Source organism: Salimicrobium jeotgali, from assembly GCF_001685435.2.
GTDB classification, from domain to species: domain Bacteria; phylum Bacillota; class Bacilli; order Bacillales; family Halobacillaceae; genus Salimicrobium; species Salimicrobium album.
The window spans coordinates 911,083-936,541 of sequence record NZ_CP011361.2; the positions used below are offsets into that span (position 1 = coordinate 911,083).

Below are 25,459 nucleotides of genomic sequence, written 5' to 3' on the forward strand. Positions count from 1 at the left end.
ACTTGATTAGTAATGATTTTTGAAACGGATAATTTTTAAATAATTTATTTTATTTCGGCATTTCAAGTAGAAAAGAGTTTTGGGGAAGAGACGAAAAAAAGAATAGTATGATTGTCCCTATAAGGTTTTACTAGATAAATAGAAAATAAAAACTACAATTTCTTTTACATTTGAGGATGTTTTCAGATAAAGAGAGAAAGAAGAGTTCATTTAGAAGTCATAGATTTAAGAGAATAAATACTTATTCCAATTTAGAATAGAAAAAATATTAAAATATGAGAGGATATTTTGAAATGAAAGCTTTGATAATTTAGTGATTATTGGGGAAAGAACTGATAAAATATAACAAAAGTATTTTGAAAAATGCTACTGTTTCCATTTATAAAATTTAATCAGGTGGTGGGCACTTATTATCTTGTACAGTATATTCGTTAAAACTATTTTAAGCTTGACTTGGTTCACACTTTTGATTGGCGGCTTGTTAGTAGCGGGGAAAATAAGTGACATTTTACATAGAAGATACATTAATAGAATAAACAACTTAAGCCATTTTATTATCTTCTTTTCTTCTACGTTTTCTTTTCTAGTTTTCATCGCTTTCATTTTAACCAATTTTATAAATTGGAGTTACTGGGAGATTCATTTCATAATAGGGTTATTATTAGTGGTTTTAATATATTTCATGCAGTTCAATAGATATTTAGGAGAGAGGTTTAATTATATTTCGGTTTCTCATATTCACGCCTCAAAAAAGAAAATCGGGTTTAGTTTTATTTTTACTCCTGTGAATTTTGCAGTAATAATGTTTTGGTTTGTAAGCATCTTAGTAAGTCTGATCAAATACTACTAAGAATGTAGAAATTTTATATAAAACAAATTCCGTATCCAATTTAACACGCTTTGTGTAATAATCTTTGACTGGATTTAGATTACTATTTCTAACTCGACTTTCTTGATTTTTCGTAAATTTATATTCCTTTATTTGTTCCCAGATCGCTTTAGAATTAACTCCTATTTCTTTAAAAATAGCTATGATAGGTCAACTTTTTTGATGTAACTTTCTAATCATAAAAAACTATTCAGCCTTAATCATTATTCCTACACCTCAAGCTTTATTTAGTATAGAAACGATTATCTGTTATTATTGGGAAATTTGAAACCGTTGTTATTAGGGATTTTATCACCGTTGCTTACAGTTTTTAAGAATCTTATTAAAACTGCTTACAGAAAGAATGTGCCTTCATTGAAATATAAAGTTCAACTATTGCTACTAAACCCTTTTCATCACAAAATTAGCTTACTTTTTACAGCATATTAAATAATATGGAGAGGTCAACAAATATAAAGATGATCCCTAAACACCCCCACCCACACCCAGTAGCTCCTTCTGAAGCCATTTCGATTTTACTGAGGTCTTTATCATCTCTGAAATTGTTTTTATCTATGTTCCTCACCTTTTCACTCCTCGCCATTCTGCCGTTTTTATAATATTGCACGATAAGTATATAAGAAACTTTGAGAATTTCTATGCAATTGGAGGGGGGAGTATTCCGCCCCCCTATAATTCATTTTATTGAAGAAGCTCCTCATAACTTGTTTTTTCAATTAGTTGTTGGGGTGGTAAATCAATCCATTCCTGCATAGAGGAAGGGTTGTTACTATCTATATAGTCTTCTACGATTACAGCTCCTATCTTATAATTGGACGCTGCGGGGATATTTCTATTGGAGTTCCCTCGTTCCAACGTGTAGTAAGTATCTGCATTGTAGCCGTCCCCCTCTTCTTTAAGAACGCTGAGCACTTCGTTTTTCTCACTTTTTTCCAAAGGAGAGTTCCAACTTGTTTCTACGGAAGGGTATACTTTTCTGGCAAATGTGTCGGCTTTTCCTTCACTAATTACGAGTTCATTGATACTGCCCCAATTTCCACCATTCCCTTCACCTTCAACCAAATGACCGTATTCATGAGCTACCGTGTATTTCAGTTGTTCTTCCTCATAGGAAGGAGCCAGTTTCACAATCCCTGTATCTGCACTAAGGGTCACTCCCGTTACGCCGCCAAGATTATAAATCGGAAAATGGTTTGTAGGATTGAGAGGCATAACAAAGATAGTTTTATCAGTACCGGGCAACTTACTCGAGGACTCCTCCAAAGCACTTTGGACACTATCCATAATCGCATCTTTCTGTTTTATAAGTTCTTCTGTGCTCTTCTCCAACTCTTCAACATTAGTATTATATTCAAAATATTCCTCGTAGTATTCCGATGTTTCCAGGTTCTTCTCCTCGGCTATATTTTTAAAAGGGGAAATCACATGTTCCTCATACAAAGTTTCACGATCTTTTGAAGAATCACCCCTAACTTTCTCTGTATAGTTCAATGTCTGAGAAAATAAGGGAATAAGGGTGAAAGTTTGATCTTTATGAGTGAATTCAAGGCCTTCAATTTCTCGAGAGTTCTCTTCTCTAGCTGTACCAGTTTTTTCTTCTGAGGTTGAATCACATCCGAAGGACAGTAGTGTAAATGTGAATAAAAGGAAAAATAAAGTCGATTTTTTCATTTGTATCTCACTTCCTTGTAATAAGTTTAACTGGACACTTTTGGAATTTAAATTTATTATTGGAGATAATTTCCAATATATTAAAGTCGTATTGCTAATTTTCTACAAACACTTCACCTCTTTCTGTCATACCATTTTCGCTCATTTCGTATATCTCAGTGCAATTTTGTGCCAAAAAATGCTCATCATGAGAAACTATTATAATCAACGAGTTATGTCTGATTGGATCTAAAAAATCCTTAAAATTTTCCAAAGCTTTTTTATCCAAATTATTAGTTGGTTCATCCAAAAGGTATATATATGCTTCTCTGTATATTAATCTGTAAAGACCAATTTTTTGCCACTGCCCTCCTGAAAGTGAATTACTATTTCTATACCATTCTCCTAGTTGCGTTTCTTCTTCAAATTGTTCTTGAAATATAAAAGAATCCTTATCAAATCCATAAATAGGTACCGTCAATAAGTTTGTGTAAATTGTCAGGGTGATCCTCGGAGGAGGGGTTATCTTTTCTCCTCTGTCTCAGTTTGAGACCCATACCGTTCTTCGAACATGGTGTGCAGTTCAGGGCTTGCTTCCTTGAAGCCACGGAGTCTGCGTGTGGACCATTTGGTGTTACATTCGTCGGAAATCATATAGATCACCTTTTCTACGGCTTCTTCGGAGGGCAGACTGTTCATCGTCTTCAGACGTTTCTTGAATTCTTTCATGGTGCGCTCGATGATATTCGTCGTGTAGATCATCGGTCGGATGGAGGAAGGATAGTTCAGGAACGTCGTCAGGACGTAGAAGTCTTCCCTCCAGGACTTGGCGATTTTCGGATATTTCTTCTGCCATGTGTCACAGAAGGCGTCCAACTGTTTTTCCGCTTCTTCTTTACTGTTGGACCGATAAATGGCTTTCATGTCTTCACTGATGGCGGAACGGTCCTTTTTCCGGACCTTGTTCAGCGTGTTCCGTACTTTATGGACGACACAGCGCTGCACATCAGCTTTCGGATAGATAGCTTTCATCGCTTCCTCCAGACCGGGAAGTCCGTCGAAGATTCCGAGAAGAACCTCCTCACAACCACGGCGGTAGATGTCCGAGAGGACTTCCTCCCAACCGAGAGAGCTTTCCTGACCACCGACATAGAAACCGAGAATCTCGCGATACCCGTCTTCCGTAACGCCGATGACTACGTAGACGACCTCATTCGCCACATCGTCCCGGCGCAATTTCAGGTACGTGCCGTCGAGATAAAGAACGGCATATCTTTTCTGGAGAGGGCGCTCCTGCCAGGCACGGATGTCTTCAATCACCACATCGGTGATGTTACTGATCGTGCCAGGGGCGTAAGCATGACCGAGGATGTGCTCGAGGAAGTTTCCGATTTCACGCGTGCTCATGCCTTTGTGATACATGGTGACAATCGTTTCCCCCAACCACTGTTCGTATCGCTGATAGGGCTGGAACATTTCCGTCTGAAATGCATTGTCCCGATCTCTCGGTACCTGGAGGTCTTCGATCCTTCCGTACTTTGTATCCAATTGGCGGCCATAGCTACCGTTTTTATAATTTTTCAATTCCGGATTCTCTTCGAAGAACTGGTTCATTTCTTCCTTCATGACAGTCTCCAGCTTTTCCTGAACGAAGGAACGGACCATGTCCTCTAATTGATTTTCAAAGTTGTTTTGTCCTATACTTGTAGACATAGGTAGGGCATCCCCTTTCATGAGTTGATTTGGTCGTTAACTATGAGGATACCCTACCTCTTTTTTTGTCTTCAAGAGCTTTACACAAACTATTGTACGTCATCGTGTAACCATTACACATTTAAATGTATTATATTTAACTTGTATTAGATAAACTGTAACCCAAACTGCTATAACTGCTATCGGAATCATGACAACTCCAACATTCTCTTCAGGTGCAAAAGCCAGAACAGCCCAGGCTAAAAAGAGTGTAAATCCCACGAAAAGGGCACCTAATATAATATTAAGTATATGTATATGCTTTTTTGCCATATCCAATCCTCCTAATCTCGATTAAATAAACGAACTGTTTACGTGTATTTTAACTTAAAAGATGACCAGGAATCCAATGACTGAAGCCGTTGTGAGCATATCAGGAATTTGTATATGTGTGAAAAAAGCTCACCTGCTGTTCAGCTTGAGCGTATATTTGCCCGTATTTTCAAACAGGTGGCCAAAGCCAAATAAAAAATCCCCTGAACGTTGAATAAACAACGTCAGGGGATTTTTCGTTGTACACCCGTATCTATTAACGGGAGTAGTACTCAACGATAAGAGCTTCGTTGATCTCGGATGTGAGTTCAGCGCGCTCTGGGAAGCGGGCGTAGGAACCTTCACGCTTCTCTTCGTCGAAAGTAAGATATTCCGGAACGAAGTTGTGAGATTCGATAGCATCTTCAACGATGGTCAAGTTCTGGGATTTTTCACGAAGACCGATCGCCTGACCAGGTACTACGCGGTAAGACGGGATGTCAACGCGACCGCCGTCGACTGTTACGTGACCGTGAGTTACAAGCTGACGAGCCTGTGGACGGGTACGTGCAAGACCGAGACGGTAAACGAGGTTATCAAGACGGGATTCAAGAAGGATCATGAAGTTTTCACCATGAACACCTTTCATTCTTCCTGCCTGTTCGAAAATGCGTTTGAATTGACGTTCAGTCAATCCGTACGCGAAACGGAGCTTCTGCTTCTCCTGAAGCTGAAGACCATATTCAGATTGCTTTCTGCGTTGTGTTGGACCGTGCTGGCCCGGAGCGTAAGGGCGTTTTTCAAGCTCTCTGCCTGTTCCGCTCAAAGAAATTCCATAGCGACGTGACTTTTTCCAAGTTGGACCTGTATAGCGTGCCATTGGGATTTCCTCCTTTGTCTATTTTATTTTGCATAAAATAAAAACAGTGTGTGTCCCTGCTTCACTGCGTATGATGTTTTCATGTACCATCGCCCCAGCAGCAAAGGGTTACTCGATACACCTCTTTATCAAGAGGAACAAAATACGGACAATGACGGTTCACGTAGGCTGCTGTTTATTTTACACAAAGGATATTGTACCTTGAACTGACTGTTAAGTCAAGAGGGGGAGCGGGACAAAAATCTCCGCTGCCGGAACAGCGGAGATCTGTCTTAAATATATTGTTCGAGGATACTGACGAACTCGTTCAGATACTTTTCGTCCGTCTCATCAAAACGGTCGGTGCTCGGGCTGTCGATATCCAGCACGCCGAAAACTTCGTCATCCTTCATGATAGGAACAACGATTTCCGACTGGCTGGCCGCATCACAGGCGATGTGTCCGGGGAAAGCATTGACGTCTTCCACCCGCTGAGTTTTCTGTTCGGACACGGCGGTACCGCACACACCTTTACCGGGCGTGATGCGCAGACAGGCAGGAAGCCCCTGGAATGGACCGAGGACAAGTTCTCCGTCCTCCATCATATAGAAGCCTACCCAGTTAACGTCGTCCAGAAATTCATTCAGAAGCGCCGAAGCGTTGGACAGATTGGCGATTACGTTAGGCTCACCATCAATCAGTGCCTTCAGCTGTTTTAAAACGAGACTGTAATTCTGTTCCTTCGTACCGTTATACGTGATAGATTGAAACATAGGGAATAAGCTCCTTTCAATTTTGAAAAAAATAATTGTGCAGGGATTTTCAGTATTTCAATAGAATAATATATTGCAGGAGAGGGGACGCTAATGATGAAAAACACGCACCCTACGAAAGAAAAAGTGATTCAGGCAGCAGGAACACTTTTTTATCAGAAAGGTTATCATGCGACTTCTGTGCGCGATATTGCCAAAGAAGCCCAAGTGAATATTTCTCTGATCAGTTACTACTTCAATGGTAAACAGGGGCTTTTCGAAACGATTGTCATCGATCATCTCGAAGCGAATCTGAAATTGCTCGAAGAGTCGCTGGGTGAACATTTCCTTACAATAGTTAAGAGAATTTTACACTATAAAATGGATAACTATCAACTGTCCTGTTTTGTCCACAGAGAAATGATGCTTGATTCGACGCTGCTCCGGGAACTGCTTGTTACTTATATAGCGAAGGAAGACTCTCTGTGGGCGAGTATATTGTTTCAGGCGGATGATATTTCCGATCTCCGTTATGGCCAGGAATTACAGCTTCTGCAAATGAAAGGGATGCTTCAGGCTCCTTTCACCGTCCCCTGGTATCAGAGAGGGGAAAGAAGCAGTACGGAAGCTAAACGCTATTTTATTGATAAGTATGTTGAAAACATCCGGCAGTGGTTCAAAGGAGATCCTGTCGAATAAGTTCTTTGCCGGCATTCATCCCTTTTGCTGTATGGGCATCTGAGCCGTATACAAGAGGGATGCCGGTCTCATGAGCCTTAAGAGCTATAAAGGAAGGGGGATAAGGTTCCGTGCAGTACTCCTTCATCATCCCTGCACCATTATAGTCAAGCTCCATGGTGCTGCATTTTATAAGCGGAAGGCTCTCTTCCGCCATAGATTCCCATCCTTCCGGCGAGGGGTACAGGTGATGAAACTTCCTGATAAGAGTCATATGGCCGACCCGACCCGGCTTACAGGAACCGAGGTCTGCTGAAGCAGAGTGACGGATCTGCCGGAAATAAGCCGAGTACAGCGAATGGATTCCGCCGAAGTCGTCAACTGCCTGCCGGAAAGCTTCAGGACTGTAATCGATACAATGCCAGAACGATTCTCCCTTCAGAAAGTGGACGGACAGGATACTATCCGAGAGATGAGGCCCATATTCATCAAGGAAGTCACGTATTTCCCGCTCATATCCCTGTATGTAATCGACTTCCAGCCCGGGATGGATAGTTATATCTGTCTTGTACAGATCTCTCACTTTATTCACCGTTTCCAGATAGTTTTCGAAGTCTTTCATTGACATGGCGCTGTCTTTACCGGGAACCGGGTCCTCGAAATTCGCCGGGAGGGGAGCGTGTTCCGTGAAGGAAATCGTCCTGTACCCGGAACGTAAAGCTTTTTCTACATATTTGTCAAACGAGTCCCTGCTTCCGTGTGGACAGAAGGGGCTGTGTATGTGACCGTCTCTCATTCGGATACATCCTTTCCGATAAAAACTTTTGATTTTACACCGGGAATTTTTTAATTATTTTAGCCAAAAGCATTAGATTAATGGTATCATAAAAGGTAATGAATCTGTAAGTTGTCGGTACTGAACGCAGGTTCCGTCATGTAGCCAGGAGGGATTTTGTATGAAGTATATAGTAGGTGTGATCGTAGTGATCATCGCCCTTATTATTGTCGGATTTATATGGAGAAAACGTGTGTATGATCAGATCGATCAGCTGGAAGGTTGGAAACTGGATATCAGGGACCGCAATGTTTCTGAAGAGCTGAACAAAGTGAAACGGCTCAACTTGTCGGGAGAGACAGAAGAGCGTTTTGAATCATGGCGGGAGATATGGGAAAGTATACTGACCCGGACGCTTCCCGAAATCGAGGATGACCTCTTTAAGATGGAAGAAGCCGTGGACAAATTCCACTTTCAGAAACTGAAAAAACAGAAAACCGCGACGGAAGATAAACTGGATAAAGTAGAAAACGAAATAAAAGAAATGATGGAAGAACTGAACAGCCTTCTTACTTCCGAAGAGAGCGCCAGGCAGGAAGCGGAGGAACTGCAGCCGGAACTCGATGCTTTGAAAAAGAGACTGATCAAGGACCGTTACGGTTACGGAGAGGCAGTGCACGTTTTCGAAGGCCGCATCGATAATACTCAGGAAAAGATACATCAGTTTGAGAAACTTTCCGAGGAAGGCAATTATCTGGAAGCCGAAGAACTGATAAGATCTGTCCGGACAGATGTAGACCAGCTGAAAGAGGAGACAGCCTCCTTCCCTGATGCGCTGAGGAAGTGCAAGAAAGAACTTCCGAAGCAATGTGAAGAACTACAGCAGGGAATACTTGAAATGAAGGATCAGGGGTACAGAATAGACCACTTGGGATTTGAGGAAGAATTACATAGATTCCAGGAAGACCTCCGATACTATGAAGAGAAAATGGAAGCCGGAGAGAGCATTGACTACAGTGACGTTTATACGATGGAAGCACGTATCACTGAAATGTATAACCAGCTGGAGGAAGAGGCGCTGGCTGTCCAGACGTTCGCGGAAAGATATGAAGCCTTCTCCGAGAGGTTAAGACAGATGACGTTCGGCATGCGTGAAGTTGAGGAAGAAGCGGAAATAGTGAAGCAGGCTTACCAATTCAGTGAAGAAGATATGGAAGCTCTCCAACAGGCCAAAAGTACGTTCTACACTATCGTTCAGGCGGATGACGAGATGAGAATCCAGATGGACGACGGGGAGACCCCTTTCACGAGACTGCTTTCTCAATTGAACCAGGAAGAGGATAGACTGAATCTTCTTGATAAGGAAAAGGCTCACGTAGAAACAAGGCTGGAAGATCTGAGAGAGGAAGAATGGAAAGCTAATGAAAGAATTGTCCTGATTGAACAGGATCTGAAAGAAATCAACAGAAAGCTCAGACGGAGCAATCTGCCCGGACTTCCCCGGGAAGTCGTCGACATTATCGAGAAGGCCCGTCTTGCCGTAGATGAGGCGTTCGGTACTCTCGAAGAGGTGCCGCTTGAGATGGACAGGGTTCACGAAAAGATAGATGAAGCCGAAGACGCGCTGCAGGTAGCTCATGAGAGATCCCGCGAAATTATGGAGCTCTCGCGACTGACAGAACGCCTGATTCAATACGGCAACAAATATCGTACTTCCCGTCCACTTGTAGCTGCGGAGCTAACGGAAGCAGAAAAAGAGTTCCGCATGACAGAGTACTCCCGGGCTTTTGAACGGACTTCCAAAGTCCTTGAAAAGATAGAACCCGGAGTAGTGGATCGCTTCCGTGAACAGGAAGAGGTAACGGTATAACAGAAAGCGTATAGAACGATCGATTTGAAAAAGAGCCTGTCGGTAATTTGCCGGCAGGCTCTTTCAATGAGTAATAGCAAAGGAAAGCACGTGTCGTTTGAAGTGGAATTACTGAACGAGTTGTGTTAATATAACTCATTGCATTTATAGAGCGAAAGAAGGGAAACTACCGTGATTTATTTAGATAATAGTGCCACTACGCGTCCTTACGAAGGGGTTCTTGATACTTTCACCAGAACGGCTGAGCGATTTTATGCAAATTCTTCTTCCATTCATGCTTTAGGGGGAGAGGCTGAAAGACTGCTTGAGTCCTCGAGAGAACGGGTCCTTTCCTGGTTGGGAGTAAAGGAAGGGTCGGTCATTTTTACATCCGGGGGCACGGAGAGTAATAACCTCGCCGTCAAAGGCACCGCCCTCATGCATATGTCCCGCGGGAAGCACCTGGTGACGACAAGGGTGGAACATCCTTCCATCCTTGAAACGTTCCAATCTCTTGAATCTTTCGGTTTTGACGTCACTTATCTTGAAGTGGATGCCTATGGACGGGTGGATCCGGAAGATGTTCAGAAAGCAGTCAGGCAAGACACGATTCTTGTTAGTGTGATGTCCGTAAATAATGAAATGGGAACCGTGCAGCCTATAGAAGAAATAGCGGCATTCTTGAGCAGCTGGCCTAAAGTGTATTTTCATGTGGACCATGTGCAGGGCTTCGGAAAAGTCGATCTTCCTTTCCATGAAGCGGCAGTAGATATGTGTTCGCTCTCCGGTCACAAAATCCATGGCATGAAAGGAACCGGAGCGCTTTATAAAAAAGATCATGTACGTCTGTTTCCTCTTCAGCATGGCGGGGGTCAGGAAGACGGGGGACGGGCCGGTACGGAAAACCTGCCCGGAATCGTCGCTTTTACGAAAGCGATGCGTCTCATAAAAGAAGAACAGCAGGAAAAAGCACAGGAGCTGCAGAGACTTCGTAACTATGCGTATGAGGAATTGGAGAAAATGGCCGGGGCTGTAGTCAACTCACCGAAACGTGGGGCTCCGCACATTCTCAATTTCTCACTTCCCGGTTATAAACCTGAAACGGTTATCCACTCTCTCGGCGAGCGGGGCATATATATTTCGACGAAGTCGGCCTGTTCTTCGAAGGAACCGGATAAGAGTTCAGTTCTTGACGCTTGCGGGGTGAGCGAGGAAGCAGCATCTTCCGCCCTGCGGATCAGTTTGTCCTACAGTACGACGGAAACAGAAGTCAGGCAATTCATTACTGCGTTGAGCGAAGTGAAAGCCTCATTAATAAAAACGATGGAGGTATAAAAATGGAATTTGATCATATATTGATCCGTTTCGGTGAAATGGCTCTGAAAGGGAAAAATCGGAAACATTTTGAGCGCCAGCTGCTCGAAAACGTTCAGTTCCGTCTGGGGGAATTCCGGCGGGCGAAGGTAAAGAAAACGAGAGGGCGTATGTACGTACTGCTGAACGGAGAAGATGCAGAAGAAGTCATGAAAGCCTGCCAGCAGGTATTCGGTATTTACAGTCTCAGTTTCGCCATTCATACGGAAAACGAGCTGGAAAAATTGAAAGAAGCTGTACTTTCCGCAGTACAGGCGGAAAACGGGGCCCGGACGTTCAAAATTTCTGCCAAGCGGGCGGATAAATCCTTCCCTCTTACTTCGGAAGATCTCAACCCGGCACTTGGGGGGCATATCCTTAAAAATACGGAAGGATTGAGTGTGGATGTCCACCATCCGGACGTCGAATTGAAAGTGGAGATCCGCCACGAAGGGGCTTATGTAACTTCGAAGGATTACCCGGGTGCAGGCGGTTTTCCGGTCGGTACTACAGGAAAAGCGATGATCATGCTTTCGGGAGGCATTGATTCCCCGGTAGCCGGCTATCTTACGATGAAACGGGGAGTGGAAATAGAGGCCGTCCACTTTTATTCCCCTCCTTACACGAACGAGCGTGCCAAGCAGAAGGTTCTGGATATCGCTCAGGAGCTTTCCCGGTACGGAAAACGTATTAAAGTGCACATCGTGCCGTTTACAGCCATCCAGCAGAAAATTCATAAAGATATCCCCGACAGCTACGGGATGACTATTACGCGCAGAATGATGCTGAAGATTACGGAAAAGGTAGCCAGACAGCAGGGGGCGCTGGCGATTACCACAGGCGAAAGCCTCGGCCAGGTAGCAAGCCAGACGATGGAAAGCATGAACACGATAAACGAAGTGACTGATTATCCGGTGATCAGACCTCTCGTGACGATGGACAAGCTTGAAATCATAAATATTGCGGAGAAGATCGATACGTATGATATCTCGATCCGTCCTTATGAAGACTGCTGTACTATTTTCGTTCCGAAAGAGCCGAAAACGAAACCGAATAGGGAAAAGACAGTAGCTATCGAACAGTCGGTAGATTTTTCCGGTTATATAGAAGAAGCAGTAGGGAATATAGAGACCATTCATATTAATGGAAAATCAGAGGGTCGGAAACAGGAAAGTTTTGCCGACTTATTTTAACGAGTGTCTGCCTGTCGGTTTTTCTGTTGTGAGGTACAGCGGGTGAAAAAGCCGGCAGGTGTTTTTTGGGGGAAAAAGAAAACGGTTGCAGGAGGGGAAAGTGGTGGAACTTTGGTTCGGGGGAAAAATTTATACAATGATAAACGAAGGAGACTGGGTGGAAGCTGTAGTTGTGAGTGAAGGGCGGGTGATGGACACCGGGAGCACCAGTGAACTGTATGATAAGTATGGGGGAATGTTGAATGAACAGCATAATCTGAATGGCGGCATTATGTATCCCGGTTTTACGGACAGCCATTTACATATGATGATGCACGGGGAACGGCTTCTCAGGCTGGACCTGTCATTTATGAAATCAAAGGAAGAGGTTCTCCGTGCTCTGAAACAGTATGCGGATAATACGTCTCCGGGAGAGTGGATCGTAGGAGAAGGATTCAATGAAAATCAGTGGGAGGAAAACGGACTCATCCATAAGTCTGAACTGGATGAAGTGACCGGAGAACATCCGGCCATCATTACGAGAGTCTGCCGCCATGCGCTGGTTGCGAATTCCGAAGCTGTCAGACTCGCAGGAGTAACGAAAGAGTCTCCTGACCCGCAGGGAGGGAGAATCGGGAAGGACGAGCGCGGAGTAACTGGTGTTTTTCATGACGAGGCTCAGGAACTCATTAAGCGACAGATGCCGGGCGTATCATCGGACTATCTCGAAAAGGCGCTTACGGCAGCGATAGAAGATATGTATGCCCGCGGTCTTACAGGCGGACATACAGAGGATCTATATTATTATGGAGGTTTTCTTAAAACATACCGCGTTTTCCGCAAGGTCATACATGAAAGAGGAAAGAAGTTCCGCACTAATCTTCTCGTCCACCATAAAGCAGCAGACGAAATGGAAGAAGCGGGGCTTGCTTTCGGGGACGGGGCGCCCTTTACAGAACTTGGAGCTATGAAAATATTTTCTGACGGGGCTTTAGGGGGCCGTACCGCTCTTCTGAATGCTCCATATGAAGATGACCCGTCGAACCGGGGCGTGGCTATCCACAGCGATGAAGATCTCGATGATCTTTTCAAAAAAGCAAGAGCAAAGGCGATGCCCGTGGCTGTTCATGCTATCGGAGACGGGGCGGTAAAAGCCGTACTTGAAAGAATGGAACGGTTTCCACTGAAAAACGGGCACAGAGACCGGATTATCCATGCGCAGATTCTGGACGGGGAGCTGATTGCCCGTCTGCAGAAATTACCTGTAGTGCTCGACATACAGCCTTCTTTTGTTGCTTCCGATTTTCCGTGGGTGATAGAGAGAATCGGCGAAAAAAGGATGGAGTATGCCTATGCCTGGAAAACTCTTTACGATAAAAGCGTCCTCCTTGCAGGAGGGTCCGATGCTCCCATCGAGGAAGTGAATCCGCTGCTTGGTATCCGGGCGGCTGTAGACAGGAGGGCGACCCTCGATTTTCAGGTGTACGGGGAAGAAGAAAAACTGTCGATGTACGAAGCGATATCTCTGTATACGAAGGGAAGTGCCCATGCAGTCAGCAGAGAAGAGGAGCAGGGAATGATCCGTGCGGGGTATGTGGCTGATTTTACCGTGCTGGACCGTGATCTCTTCTCATCAGCCGGCCACGAGGTCGCCGATGCGGTCGTTATGATGACGGTAGTCGACGGAGAGATTATGTACGAAAAATAATGAAAAGAGATCGAGCAAAACAAAGAGCCGGTCAACACTGACCGGCTCTTTGTATTATATCTTCGTTCCGGGCGTTTTCAGTAATGTTACAGAAAAGTGCGCTGCACCCGGTGCCAGAAGGAGTTGCTTTTCAATTTGACAGTTTTCACCAGTTTATCACTCAAAGAAATATCGATATACCGGATGTTTCTGATAGAGTAGGCTTCGTTGTCCATCCCGATAATAGGGAAGTCATTCCCGTCCTGACGTACGTCAAGACGCAGCTTACGCTCTTTACCGAGAATGAAGGAAGAATCCAGAGTACGAAAGCGGTTGTTGTTAAGCGAGGCCAGCTCACTCACCTGCATAGAAGGGAGGAGAGGATCCACGACAGCCCCTTTGGTTGATTTGTTGTAGCCTGTACTGCCAGTCGGGGTAGAGACGATCAGTCCGTCCCCGCGGAAGTGTTCAAAGTGAAGGTCATCAATGTGTACGTCGATGTCGATCGTTTTTATTAACGAGGAACGAACGCTGCATTCGTTCAGACAGAGAAAGGTCGATTCATTATTCACTTTAGCTTCGATCAGAGGGAATCTCCTTACTTCAATTTCATCGTTCATCATGTAGGTGACCATCTGTTCGTAATTATCCAGGCTGAAGTCACAATAGAGACCGGCTTCGTCACTCTCTTTAACTCCGAGGTAAAGACAGTCCTGTCGGAACCCGGTTTTCCGGACGGATTGAAGGAAAGCCCCGTCTCCTCCTACAGAAATAATGATATTCGCATCGTTGTAATCTTCCACAATAGTGAAATTATTATCAACAGCCAGCTGTTTCAAAGGTTGTACTTTCTCATCCTTTTCTTTGCTCGGCGTATAATAGAAATATAGATTTCTTCTTTGATTTGACATAAAACCACCTCTTTTGAATTTATCCATCCCCATTTTACCACAGTTATTTCAGTTTATACTTCTTTGAAAGGTCCGCATTTGAAAAGATAGTGCACTTTCGATATTGTATATGAAGGTAGCTAATGAAGCCTCAATTGTTTAGGAGGAACGACATATGGATCAGCAAAACGTAGAGAAACTGTTTACTCAGATAGATGAAATGGCCACTGCTATTTCGGAGGGTCTGAACATTACGTACCTGGAAGGCGTTACCGAGGCGCTCGATATTTTATACCAGGGTCAGGTCTTCGAAGATTATCCTGAGAAGCTCCAGGTAGACATTCGGAACAAGTGGCTCGGTTTCAATAAGAACCATTATGAAAACGAAGAGATCAGAAAAGCCATACAGCTGGCTACTCTCAAAGGGATGAAAGGCGTCACGCAGCAGCAGCACCTTCTTACCCCGGACGCAGTAGCCACTTTCATCGGTTTTTTGACAGGGAAACTTACGGAGTTTCATGAGGGAAGTATCAGACTTTTTGATCCGGTCTGTGGCAGTGGCAACTTGCTGACCGCCATTTTGAACGGTACGGATAAAGATATCGTCCCATACGGCAGTGAAGTGGATGATTCTCTCATTCAGCTCGCCGTCGTCCAGGCGAATCTTCAAAAGCATAATATCGAATTTTTTCATCAGGACAGTCTTCAGCCCTTCCTGCTCGAACCTGTCGATGTCGTAACGGCAGACCTTCCGGTAGGATATTACCCGGACGACGCCCAGGCGGAAAAATACGAACTGAAAGCCGGGGAAGGGCACTCGTACGCTCATCACCTGCTGATTGAACAGAGCCTCACGTATTTGAAAGAGGGAGGATACGGCATCTTCGTCGTACCGAACTTCCTGTTTGAAAGTGATCAGGCACAGCAGCTGCAAATGTATTTGCGCGATCACGCACATATCATCGGAATGCTGCAGCTGCCGGAAGATCTGTTCAAGAAAGAAAAATTCGCCAGGAGTGTGTTTATCGTCCAGAAGAAACAAGAAGGCACAAAACCGCCGAAGCAGGCTCTTCTCGTTAAACTCCCATCTTTTTCGAGCCCGGAGAAAACATCGAATGTCATCTCCCAGGTAAACGACTGGTTCAGTGATTATCACAGCGGGAAATTGTAAGAAAATATAGAATATAACACGAAAACGTTCCCATTGATTGTTATACTTGAAAACAGGAATGACGGGTGGTTAAATGTATTTGTTATAAGTATAGAACCTATATTTAAGGGGATGAACAACGTTGAATAAAGTTTTAGCTATAAACGCCGGGAGTTCTTCATTGAAGTTCCAGCTTATTGAAATGCCGGAGGAGAAAGTCAATGCAAAAGGTGTCATGGAACGGATCGGATTAAATGACTCCATCTTTAATATCGAGACTGTGGACGGAGAAGATAAAAAGGTGGAGGAAATCCCCGATCACCAGCAGGCAGTGGATCTGCTTTTAAGTACATTGACCTCAAAAGGCATCATAGATTCTCTGGATGATATCGATGGAGTCGGTCACCGGGTAGTGCACGGAGGGGAGAAATTCAGCGATTCGGCTCTCGTAACGGAGGAAGTAATAGAGGCCATCGAAGAAGTGTCTGAACTTGCACCTCTTCATAACCCGGCCAACCTGACCGGAATACGGGCTTTCCGTAAAGTGATGCCGAACGTGCCTCACGTGGCAGTGTTCGACACAGCTTTCCACCAGTCGATGCCGGAAGAGTCCTACCTGTACAGCCTGCCTTATGAGTATTATGAGAATTACGGGATAAGGAAATACGGTTTCCACGGGACTTCCCATAAATATGTATCCCAGCATGCGGCGCAGATGCTCGGCCGTCCTGTTGAGCAGCTTCGACTCATCTCCTGCCACCTCGGGAACGGAGCGAGTATTGCGGCAATCGAAGGCGGGAAATCGATTGATACTTCCATGGGTTTCACTCCGCTTGCCGGTGTCACTATGGGGACGAGGTCCGGAAACATCGACCCGGCTCTCATACCTTTCATTATGGAAAAAACAGGGAAAACAGCTGATGAAGTAATGAGCGTCCTCAACAAGGAAAGCGGGATGCTGGCCCTTTCAGGTTTTTCCAGTGACCTCAGGGATATTGAACAGAAAGCGGGAGAAGGAGACGAACGGGCCCAGCTGGCTCTTCAGGTTTTCGCTGACCGTATTCACAAATATATAGGTTCCTACGCATCCCGGATGCACGGTGTGGACGGTATTATTTTTACTGCCGGTGTCGGGGAAAACAGTATTTCAATACGGGAACGTATATTGAAAGGCCTTGAATTTATGGGGGTATACTGGGATCCTTCCCTTAATAACGTCCGCGGGAAAGATGCTTTCGTAAACTATCCTCATTCTCCCGTAAAAGTTATGGTCGTTCCTACGAACGAAGAAGTCATGATAGCGAGAGATACGGTCGAAAAAGGGTTGAAAGACTGAATCACCCTTCTTTCCGTCTCCTTTCCAAAAAAATATAATTCAAAAAAGAGTGATGTCCTTCAATTTATAAAAGGACATCACTCTTTTTTTCAACGGGGAATTAACTTCATGAATCGGCCTGGGCACTGTCGCGTACTACAAGAACATCGCATTTCGCAGTTCTCGTAATGTGCTCGGACACGCTTCCGATAAAGAAACGTTCCATGGCGTTTAAGCCGGTAGCACCGCAGATGATCAGGTCGGCATTATATTTAGGAGCGATTTCTTTGGTGAGTTTCACTTTTGGAGAGCCGTATTCAATCTCGATTTCGATGCTGTCGAGTCCTGCATCCTGGGCCTGCTTTTTGTAGTCTTCCAGAATCTCATAAGCATGTTTCTCCGCTCTCATAGCCAGCGAACGGTCGTACGCTTCCACCGTGGCAAAAGCTCTGGTATCCACGATGTGAGACAGAATGATAGTGGCATTATTCCTGTTGGCGATGTCCACCGCTTTATGAAACGCTTTTTCTGCTGTCTCCGAACCATCTACCGCTACTACAATGTTTTTGTATTCAAAAGTCATACTATCCACTCCTTTCTCCTTCTATTATACATATACCACGCGGATCTGTATATTAGACGTGAAACCGTTTCAATTATGTGAAAAAGCGGTGAACTTTTGTGTTGCGCGTAAAAAGGGTATACTTGAAGAAGAAAAATATTATTTTTTGAAACCTTTGCCGGGGCAATTCGTAAATAAAGGGTACAAGGTCATGAAAAAGGAGAGAGCTGTGTGGGTTTTTTAAAACGATTATTTTCGAAAACGAAAAAAACACCTGAAGCGGTAGAGGAGCGTAATACTTTGAACCTCGAGGTAGGGGACATCGTTACGTATGACCTTGCGGATTACGAAGTGGTCGGTAAACTGACATACCGTGACGGCAGTTATGAATGGTACAGTTATCAACTTCTCGAAGGCAGAAATACAAAGTGGTTATCCTCCGAGATGGACGAGGAACTCGAACTGGGAATGTTTGAGAAAGTTCATTTGCCCGTGGATACCCCCTACCCTGCTAAACTGGAATATGATGGTCTTACCTATCATAAGAAGGAAGAAGGGGTGGCGAAAGTCATCGGAGAGGGAAGAAGCAGCAACCTTCAGGGAGAATCCGTCCGTTACGGGGATTATCTTGCCGATGACGAAGAGCATATGCTCAGTCTGGAAGCGTGGGGTACGGAAGTTGAAGTAAGTGTTGGAACACCCCTGCAGGAGTATGAATTGAATATTATAGCAGGATCAAAATAAGGAGGAGATTTATATGTTTAAATTTTTTAATCGCGTAAAGACGGTAGTAGGTTCCGAACTGAACTCCATGCTTGATAAAGCGGAAGACCCGGTGAAAATGCTCGATCAGTTTATGCGGGATATGGATAATGATATCCGGGATGCTGAAAGTGCAGTAGCTAAACAGATTGCCAACGAAAAAATGCTTAAGCGCAAGTATGACGATGCTCAGGCTATGGTAGACAAGCGTATGCAGCAGGCCGAAAAGGCGCTGGAAGCTGACAATGAAGACCTGGCCCGTCGTGCCATCGAAGACAAGAACAGTCATCAGGAACAGGCGGATCAGCTGAAACAATCATATGACCGCGCGAAGAAGGATTCCGAACAGCTTCGTACGAAACTGGATGAAATGAAGAAAGAGTATCAGGAAATGAAACTCAAAAAAGACTCTCTTCAGGCAAGAGCGGAGTCTGCGAAAACCCGTACGAAGATGAACCGCACTATGTCTGATATCGGTAATGATGAATCCAAACAGGGATTCGAACGGATGGAAGAGAAAGTTATGCAGCATGAAGCGGAAGCGGAAACGAGCGAAGACCTCCGTTCCGAAAGCCGTTCTCTTGATGATGAATTCGAGGATCTCGGAAAAGACGATAAAGTCGACGACGAGCTGGCTGCCATGAAGAAAAAAATGAACAAAGAATAATAAAGGTTTCTTACAAGCCTGGCGCTGCCGGGCTTGTAGTTTTACTTTCCAGGGGAAGGAGGAACATCCGTGAGAGACATAGGGAGCGTCGTGTTATTTTCGATTTTTGCAGCTTTTATCGCCTTTTTTATTTTTGACAGTGGAGACAGTGCCGACAACGGCATGTCCGGTACATATAACGAACAGTCCTATGAGTCATTACCCGAAGAACCGACGCGTGGAGAAATTGAAGACCGTCTGGATGAAGAGTCCTATACCTCCGTCGAAACGATGATCGAAGAAACGTTTCCTCAGCTTGATACGGTCCAGACAGACCGGGGGCGTTCAGAAATTTACATGACGAGTGAGTATAATCTCCAGGAAGTGGAAGAATTGATCGTCGGAGAAGTGAAGCCTCGGGAGACCGGAGAAAGACAGGGAGATAAACAGGCGTTGATTTATCCCGATAATTTTGTCATATTGAAAGAGAGTGAAGAGGAAGCGGGACTGGTTCTGATTGAACTGGCCGAGAAAGAGTTTGTACGGAATAATTATTCCCCTTCCTTTTTCGAGGGGATGCTTGCGTACGCTTTGCTGAACCAGGCTTTTGGTACGAATGACTGGAGGAGTACGCAGAGGAACAGGTGCGACAATGGTGGCTGCTACGGCGGTTATTCCATGTATGGCGGTAACAGCGGATCTTTCAGAGGATCTTCCACGAGAGGTGGAGGACCGAGCGTAGGAAAATAAAAGGAGGGAAAGTATGGAACCATTTCTTGCAACATTAGGGTATTTCCTTATTGCGGTTGCAGTTGTACTTGCAGGCCTCGCAATATTCGAAGTATTAACGAAAAAATATAAAGACTGGGACGAAGTAAGTTCCGGAAACCAGGCGGTGGCGATGTCCATCTCAGGTAAAATCATCGGTATCTGTATCGTGCTTTCGTTTGCCATTTACCACAGTTTCACAGTCGTGGACACATTAATATGGGGAGGAGTGGGCGTACTTCTGCAGATGGTAGCCTATCTTCTGTTTGAACTGCTCACCCGTAAGTTTTCTGTGGAGGACAAACTGAAGGAGAATAACACAGCCGTCGGTATTATTTCGATGGGTGTATCGATAGGTCTCGCTTTCGTCATCGGAGCTTCGATTACATAAGGTGGAAAGCACTCTCCGTGGGGAGGGTGCTTTTTTCTGACAGGGAGTAGTATGAATGAATGAAAAAGGATTGAAACAAAGCAAACTTATTTATTGGGCGTCCGGTATCGTTTCTATTTGCGGCCTTATTTTCGAAGTGTTATTCGGAGCCCTCGGTTCCTATATTCTCGGGGACGGGGTGAAACAGTACACGCTTACGATCAGCCTGTTCCTGACAGGAATGGGAGTGGGAGCAAGCATCAGCGAACGAGTGACGAAGGATCTTGTCGTCGCTTTTATCTGGACGGAGTTTCTCGTGGCGGTCGTTGGAGGTTTTTCCAGCTTTCTTATGTTCGGTATGACCGCTTTTGCTCCGGCGGGGTCCGACGCGCTTTTTCTTTACACTGTAACATTTACGATCGGGGCTCTTACGGGTGTGGAGCTGCCGGTTCTTATACGTAAAGCGAATGATATCGGGGTCGAACTTAATAAAAGTACCGCCCGCGTACTCTTTTCCGACTATGCCGGAGGGCTGGTCGGAGGATTGCTGTTCGCTTTCTATCTGCGCCCGGAAATGGGCATGGTAAAGACTGCGTTTTTCGTCGGGGTCATTAACCTGTCGGTCGCCGTTCTCGTATTATTTTATTTCAGGGAAGAAATTAAAAAGTTCTCTTTTCATCTGGGCAGTGCAATCTTTATCGGTATTCTTCTCATCAGCGGTCTGTTCTTCGGGGAGGAGCTCGCTTTCTCTTTTGAGCAGAAACTTTACAAAGATCCGATTCTTCATATGGAAAACACCTCTTATCAGAAGATGGTCCTTACAAAAGACGACGAAGACACCCGACTTTTTCTGGACGGAGCCCTGCAGTTCAGTTCCACTGATGAATACCGGTATCATGAGACGCTCGTACATCTTCCCATGGCCTACAAAGAGAACGTCCGGGACGTACTCGTGCTGGGAGGGGGAGACGGCATTGCCGTGAATGAACTGCTGAAGTACGAAGGGCTGGAATCGATCACTCTTGTGGACCTCGACCCTGCTGTCGTCGATTTCGCTAAAGAAAACCCGCACCTCCGTGAGCTGAATGATGGTGCGCTTGACGATCCACTGGTCGATATTCAGCATAAAGACGCCTTCAAGTATCTGAAAGCGACAGACAAACGTTTTGATACGGTGCTGATCGACCTGCCGGACCCCAACAATGAAAGTCTTAATAAGCTGTATACGAAAGAGTTCTATTCACTCGTAAGGAATCATCTGAGAGCCGACGGCGTGATGATGGCCCAGGCCACAAGCCCCGTCTTCGCTCCGGAGGTGTACTGGACCATCAACGAAACGGTGGAAGCGACGGATATGAATACGTACAACTTCCACGTCGACATACCGAGTTTCGGAAACTGGGGTTTCGTAATGGCTTCAAGAAAAGATGTGGATATCGAAAATATTTCAATAGATGTACCGACGGAATTCCTGAATGAGGAAATTGTTCCTGCGCTTACCGTGTTTGGAAAAGACGAAGACCGGGAAATCCTAGATAGTGACGGTCAGGTTAAGAACCTGGAACCTAATACATTAATCCACCCGAATCTTATTCAGAAATATGAGCAAGCGTGGAAAGATTACTAAAGGAGGATGCTGAACATGAAAGTATTTTATCATGGACACGCAGTAGTGAAAGTCGAAACGGAGAAACATACCATTTTGATTGATCCTTACATTTCCGAAAACGGCAATACCGATCTGAAAGCGGATGAAGCAAAAGCGGACGTTATTCTTCTGACTCACGGCCACAATGACCACGTCGGTGACACGTTTGAGATTGCTAAAAGAAATGACGCCCAGATAGTTGCTCCTTTTGAATTGGCCACGTATCTCGGCAATAAAGGTCTGGACGCCCATCCTATGTACATTGGTGGGGCTCACGAGTTTGATTTCGGTACAGTGAAACTTACTCAGGCTTTTCACGGTTCTTCCTATACAGAGGATGACGGCACTATCGTATATACTGGTATGCCTACCGGTATTCTGCTGACGATTGACGGAAAAACTGTATATCACATGGGAGATACAGGTCTTTTCTCCGACATGAAGATGATCGGGGAAAGAAACGATATTGACCTGGCATTCGTTCCGATCGGCGATAATTTCACCATGGGACCTGAGGATGCACTTACGGCAGCTGAATGGATCGGAGCTAAACAGGTAGTGCCGGTTCACTACAATACTTTTGATCTGATTAATCAGGACGGAGAAGCTTTTGCTTCTAAAGTCAAACCCGGAAAAGGTAAGGCTCTCAAACCTGGAGAATATATCGAACTGTAATATCACCACAACCCGGTCGCTTCTGAAGAAAGCGGCCGGGTTTTTTTAAACTCGGTGCAGCTGTGATTTACTGAAAATACATAATAATTCTTTTGATAAGGGGAGCGGGCGGGACCTGTTCGAAATTGAACTATAACTGTATCACTAGTATAATAACAATTATACTTGTAAATACTAGTACAGTTAGGGAGAAGGTGAGCGTTTGACTACGAAACATGAGCAGATTTTAAATCACATAGATTCTTTGAGCATAGGGAGTAAAATTTCCGTACGCCGTATTGCCAAGGAAATGCAGGTGAGTGAAGGTACGGCTTATCGTGCAATCAAGGAAGCGGAAAATCAGAAACTTGTCAGTACGATTGAACGGGTCGGTACGATCAGAATAGAACAGAAGAAAAAAGAGAACATCGAACGCCTGACTTTTGCAGAGATTGTGAATATCGTAGACGGCCAGGTAATGGGCGGAAGAAAAGGCCTGTATAAAACGCTCAATAAGTTCGTCATAGGTGCTATGAAACTCGATGCTATGATGAGGTACACGGAAGCGGGCTCTCTGCTTATCGTAGGGAATCGTACGAACGCTCATGAATTAGCAGTTCAGGAAGGTGCGGCCGTTCTTGTGACGGGAGGGTTTGACACCTCGGATGAAGTGAAGCAGCTGGCGGATGAGAAAGAATTACCGGTCATTTCCACCAGTTATGACACATTTACGGTAGCCGCCATGATCAACAGAGCGATTTACGACCAGATGATCAAGAAAGAAATTGTTCTGGTAGAGGATATATATACTCCACTGGAGGATTCGAAATTTTTATCATCGAACGACAGCACTTCCAAGTGGCATTCCCTGAACAGGGAAACGGGACACAGCCGGTATCCGGTAGTCGATATGCAGAACAGAGTAGTCGGTATCGTGACATCTAAAGATATTGTGGGAGAAGATGAAAATACTCTCGTGGAAAAGGTGATGACGAGGAACCCGATGACAGTCACTGTGAACACTTCTCTCGCGAATGCCGCCCACATGATGGTGTGGGAAGGAATCGAATTGATGCCCGTCGTCGATTCGCTGAGGGAAATTCAGGGCATCATCTCCAGACAGGACGTACTTAAAGCGCTTCAAAATATCCAGAGACAGCCTCAGGTGGGTGAAACGATCGATGACCTGATTACCAGTCAGCTGACACATATTACCGACGAAGAGGGCACGTACACGCTGAAAACGAAAGTTACCCCGCAGATGACGAACCAGCTCGGTACGATGTCGTATGGTGTATTCACCGCTTTGATAACGGAGGCTTCCAGCCATCTTCTGACACGGCAGAAGAAAGGGGATCTGGTTGTCGAAAACATTTCCGTCTACTTCATAAAGCCGGTGCAGCTCGAGAGTGAAGTGGAGATTCATCCCCGGGTGCTTGAAGCCGGGAGGAAACTCGCCAAGCTGGATGTAGAAGTCTATCATGAAGGCAGCCTTGTCGGAAAAGCGCTGCTGATGGCCCAGCTGATCGATAAATAAACACAAAAAAAGCCGCTTTGAAAGCGGCTTTAAGTTTCTTCGACCCGTTTATATTCATTTTTGTAGTGACGTGCTGCCCTCCAGCCGTGCATGAGCTGCAAAACGCCGAGGACGATAAATAATATACCGATGAACAGCGACAGCCTCGTCTCATAATACAGGTACTGGGCCGCTCCGAAACTTACGACGAAGATGCCGAGAAAGAATTTTGCGATACTGTTATAATACTGCTGGGTGACCGGATGTTCCGTGCGTGTAATCATTACTTTGTTATAAATGTATAGTACAATGGAGGTAATGACGAAAGCGATAAGAAGAAACATGAACATGAACATCATCCTTAAATAATTTTTTTCTATCGCCTATTTTAGCTTGTTTCTTTTTAAAATGCCAACATCTTTATCAGAAGGAGCCTTTTTATGCATAAACAGATTAAAGATAAAATAGAATCATATCCGAAGATTATCATACACCGTCACGTCCGCCCCGATCCCGATGCTCTCGGTTCACAGCTCGGCCTCAAAAAAATACTGCAGGATACATACCCGGAGAAAACGGTGCTGGCTGCCGGCGATGATGACGAAGCATTCCGTTTTCTGGGAACTATGGATGACGTGGACGACGATGATTACAGAGGCGCCCTGGTAATCATTAACGACACGGCAAACCTTGAAAGAGTCGACGACGAAAGATATGAAAAAGGCGGGGCTCTCATTAAAATCGATCATCACCCGGTCGTGGACGAGTATGGAGATATTCAGTGGGTGGAGACCCATTCCAGTTCCACGAGCGAAATGATTTACGTGCTTGCTGCTCAAAACGCCGGATGGAAACTCTCAGAAGAAGCCGCCCGGCTGCTGTATGCGGGCATAATCGGAGATACCGGGAGATTTCTTTTCCCGAGTACGACAGAACGGACGTTTGAAGCGGCTTCCGCACTGATTAAATATGACTTCGACCGTTCTGCTATGTACGATGAACTTTATAAGACTTCTTTGAAGCTTGCAAGACTGAAAGGGTATATTCTGCAGAATGTCACTGTGTCGGACGAAGGACATGCAGCCATTCCGCTTTCAAAAGAAGTGCTGGAGCGTTTTGAAGTGGACCCTTCAGAAACCAGCCAGTTCGTGGGGATGCTCGGAGATATTGAGGGAATCCTTTCCTGGGTGTTCTTTCTAGAGGAAGAATCCGAAATAAGAGTCAGGTTCCGATCCAAAGGTCCTGTCATCAATAAACTCGCCGGGGAGTACCGGGGAGGAGGACATCCGATGGCTGCCGGTGCCAGAGCGGAGAGCTGGGAAGAGACGAAAAGGATAGAAGAGCAGTTGCAATCAATCTGCCGGGAATACCGGAAAGAAAATGGGTGAACACACCCATTTTCTTTTTCGATACATAAAACCTTACAGCTGTCTCTTTTAAATAGTCCCGGGCCCTTTGTCGCCTTCCGGTAATATCCGGTCATTCTGCATACGGAGTGTATATGACGACA

At 45.0% G+C, this 25,459-nt stretch carries 25 protein-coding genes; 15 read left to right on the forward strand and 10 right to left on the reverse strand.

Annotation, left to right across the window (positions count from 1 at the left end; all coding sequences use genetic code 11):
* Positions 1–1,570: 1,570 nt before the first annotated feature.
* The 6 genes from AAV35_RS04560 to AAV35_RS04585 all read right to left on the reverse strand — a co-directional run bounded on the left by AAV35_RS04560 (position 1,571) and on the right by AAV35_RS04585 (position 6,175).
* Entirely contained in the window at positions 1,571–2,560 is a 990-nt protein-coding gene (locus tag AAV35_RS04560; RefSeq protein ID WP_008591797.1) for a DUF2268 domain-containing putative Zn-dependent protease, read from the reverse strand.
* Between the two features lie 94 nt (positions 2,561–2,654).
* The gene (locus tag AAV35_RS04565) at positions 2,655–3,020 is read right to left on the reverse strand and encodes an ATP-binding cassette domain-containing protein (RefSeq protein ID WP_065757342.1); all 366 of its coding nucleotides are present in this window, start codon (positions 3,018–3,020) and stop codon (positions 2,655–2,657) included.
* A 41-nt stretch (positions 3,021–3,061) separates the two neighbouring features.
* Positions 3,062–4,252 carry an IS256 family transposase gene (locus AAV35_RS04570; RefSeq protein ID WP_065757343.1) on the reverse strand — a complete coding sequence of 397 codons (1,191 nt, stop codon included), beginning with the start codon at positions 4,250–4,252 and terminating at the stop codon, positions 3,062–3,064.
* Between the two features lie 99 nt (positions 4,253–4,351).
* Positions 4,352–4,564 (reverse strand): hypothetical protein, encoded by a 213-nt coding sequence (locus tag AAV35_RS04575; RefSeq protein ID WP_008591482.1) that lies wholly within the window; start codon positions 4,562–4,564, stop codon positions 4,352–4,354.
* A gap of 256 nt (positions 4,565–4,820) precedes the next feature.
* Entirely contained in the window at positions 4,821–5,423 is a 603-nt protein-coding gene (gene rpsD, locus AAV35_RS04580) for a 30S ribosomal protein S4 (protein ID WP_008591480.1), read from the reverse strand.
* 272 nt (positions 5,424–5,695) lie between these two features.
* Positions 5,696–6,175 (reverse strand): GAF domain-containing protein, encoded by a 480-nt coding sequence (locus tag AAV35_RS04585; RefSeq protein WP_008591478.1) that lies wholly within the window; start codon positions 6,173–6,175, stop codon positions 5,696–5,698.
* A gap of 93 nt (positions 6,176–6,268) precedes the next feature.
* Here AAV35_RS04585 and refZ point away from each other — a divergent pair, with 93 nt between their 5' ends.
* The gene (gene refZ, locus AAV35_RS04590) at positions 6,269–6,853 is read left to right on the forward strand and encodes a forespore capture DNA-binding protein RefZ (RefSeq protein ID WP_008591476.1); all 585 of its coding nucleotides are present in this window, start codon (positions 6,269–6,271) and stop codon (positions 6,851–6,853) included.
* On the opposite strand, the gene hisJ is transcribed toward refZ, so the two are convergent.
* On the reverse strand, positions 6,831–7,628 hold the full coding sequence (gene hisJ, locus AAV35_RS04595; protein WP_008591474.1) for a histidinol-phosphatase HisJ: 798 nt from the start codon (positions 7,626–7,628) through the stop codon (positions 6,831–6,833). The two genes, refZ and hisJ, sit on opposite strands and share 23 nt — an antisense overlap.
* A gap of 160 nt (positions 7,629–7,788) precedes the next feature.
* On the opposite strand from hisJ, the gene AAV35_RS04600 reads away from it, so the two are divergent.
* From AAV35_RS04600 to AAV35_RS04615, 4 genes are all read left to right on the forward strand, one after another.
* The gene (locus AAV35_RS04600; protein ID WP_008591472.1) at positions 7,789–9,477 is read left to right on the forward strand and encodes a septation ring formation regulator EzrA; all 1,689 of its coding nucleotides are present in this window, start codon (positions 7,789–7,791) and stop codon (positions 9,475–9,477) included.
* 171 nt (positions 9,478–9,648) lie between these two features.
* Positions 9,649–10,791, forward strand: a complete 1,143-nt coding sequence (locus tag AAV35_RS04605; RefSeq protein WP_008591471.1) for a cysteine desulfurase family protein — start codon at positions 9,649–9,651, stop codon at positions 10,789–10,791.
* 2 nt (positions 10,792–10,793) lie between these two features.
* On the forward strand, positions 10,794–12,002 hold the full coding sequence (gene thiI, locus AAV35_RS04610) for a tRNA uracil 4-sulfurtransferase ThiI (RefSeq protein WP_008591469.1): 1,209 nt from the start codon (positions 10,794–10,796) through the stop codon (positions 12,000–12,002).
* 103 nt (positions 12,003–12,105) lie between these two features.
* The gene (locus tag AAV35_RS04615; protein ID WP_008591467.1) at positions 12,106–13,689 is read left to right on the forward strand and encodes an amidohydrolase; all 1,584 of its coding nucleotides are present in this window, start codon (positions 12,106–12,108) and stop codon (positions 13,687–13,689) included.
* 86 nt (positions 13,690–13,775) lie between these two features.
* On the opposite strand, the gene AAV35_RS04620 is transcribed toward AAV35_RS04615, so the two are convergent.
* Entirely contained in the window at positions 13,776–14,579 is an 804-nt protein-coding gene (locus AAV35_RS04620) for an NAD kinase (RefSeq protein ID WP_008591465.1), read from the reverse strand.
* A gap of 154 nt (positions 14,580–14,733) precedes the next feature.
* On the opposite strand from AAV35_RS04620, the gene AAV35_RS04625 reads away from it, so the two are divergent.
* Positions 14,734–15,729, forward strand: a complete 996-nt coding sequence (locus AAV35_RS04625; RefSeq protein ID WP_008591464.1) for a class I SAM-dependent methyltransferase — start codon at positions 14,734–14,736, stop codon at positions 15,727–15,729.
* Positions 15,730–15,850: 121 nt separating this feature from the next.
* Positions 15,851–17,044 carry an acetate kinase gene (locus AAV35_RS04630; RefSeq protein ID WP_008591462.1) on the forward strand — a complete coding sequence of 398 codons (1,194 nt, stop codon included), beginning with the start codon at positions 15,851–15,853 and terminating at the stop codon, positions 17,042–17,044.
* A 106-nt stretch (positions 17,045–17,150) separates the two neighbouring features.
* Here AAV35_RS04630 and AAV35_RS04635 read toward each other — a convergent pair whose 3' ends face one another.
* Positions 17,151–17,606, reverse strand: a complete 456-nt coding sequence (locus AAV35_RS04635) for a universal stress protein (protein WP_008591460.1) — start codon at positions 17,604–17,606, stop codon at positions 17,151–17,153.
* Between the two features lie 210 nt (positions 17,607–17,816).
* Here AAV35_RS04635 and AAV35_RS04640 point away from each other — a divergent pair, with 210 nt between their 5' ends.
* The 7 genes from AAV35_RS04640 (at position 17,817) to AAV35_RS04670 (ending at position 23,970) form a co-directional block, all read left to right on the forward strand.
* The gene (locus AAV35_RS04640) at positions 17,817–18,329 is read left to right on the forward strand and encodes a DUF4178 domain-containing protein (protein ID WP_008591458.1); all 513 of its coding nucleotides are present in this window, start codon (positions 17,817–17,819) and stop codon (positions 18,327–18,329) included.
* A 13-nt stretch (positions 18,330–18,342) separates the two neighbouring features.
* Positions 18,343–19,014 carry a PspA/IM30 family protein gene (locus AAV35_RS04645; RefSeq protein ID WP_008591456.1) on the forward strand — a complete coding sequence of 224 codons (672 nt, stop codon included), beginning with the start codon at positions 18,343–18,345 and terminating at the stop codon, positions 19,012–19,014.
* A 69-nt stretch (positions 19,015–19,083) separates the two neighbouring features.
* The gene (locus AAV35_RS04650) at positions 19,084–19,743 is read left to right on the forward strand and encodes a DUF4247 domain-containing protein (RefSeq protein WP_008591454.1); all 660 of its coding nucleotides are present in this window, start codon (positions 19,084–19,086) and stop codon (positions 19,741–19,743) included.
* Positions 19,744–19,756: 13 nt separating this feature from the next.
* Positions 19,757–20,152 carry a DUF350 domain-containing protein gene (locus AAV35_RS04655; protein WP_008591452.1) on the forward strand — a complete coding sequence of 132 codons (396 nt, stop codon included), beginning with the start codon at positions 19,757–19,759 and terminating at the stop codon, positions 20,150–20,152.
* Between the two features lie 55 nt (positions 20,153–20,207).
* Positions 20,208–21,758, forward strand: a complete 1,551-nt coding sequence (locus tag AAV35_RS04660; RefSeq protein ID WP_008591450.1) for a polyamine aminopropyltransferase — start codon at positions 20,208–20,210, stop codon at positions 21,756–21,758.
* A gap of 15 nt (positions 21,759–21,773) precedes the next feature.
* On the forward strand, positions 21,774–22,454 hold the full coding sequence (locus tag AAV35_RS04665; protein ID WP_008591448.1) for a metal-dependent hydrolase: 681 nt from the start codon (positions 21,774–21,776) through the stop codon (positions 22,452–22,454).
* A 202-nt stretch (positions 22,455–22,656) separates the two neighbouring features.
* Positions 22,657–23,970, forward strand: a complete 1,314-nt coding sequence (locus AAV35_RS04670) for a DRTGG domain-containing protein (RefSeq protein WP_008591446.1) — start codon at positions 22,657–22,659, stop codon at positions 23,968–23,970.
* Positions 23,971–23,999: 29 nt separating this feature from the next.
* On the opposite strand, the gene AAV35_RS04675 is transcribed toward AAV35_RS04670, so the two are convergent.
* The gene (locus AAV35_RS04675) at positions 24,000–24,299 is read right to left on the reverse strand and encodes a YtpI family protein (protein WP_008591444.1); all 300 of its coding nucleotides are present in this window, start codon (positions 24,297–24,299) and stop codon (positions 24,000–24,002) included.
* Between the two features lie 90 nt (positions 24,300–24,389).
* On the opposite strand from AAV35_RS04675, the gene AAV35_RS04680 reads away from it, so the two are divergent.
* On the forward strand, positions 24,390–25,337 hold the full coding sequence (locus AAV35_RS04680) for a DHH family phosphoesterase (RefSeq protein WP_008591442.1): 948 nt from the start codon (positions 24,390–24,392) through the stop codon (positions 25,335–25,337).
* Positions 25,338–25,459: the final 122 nt, after the last annotated feature.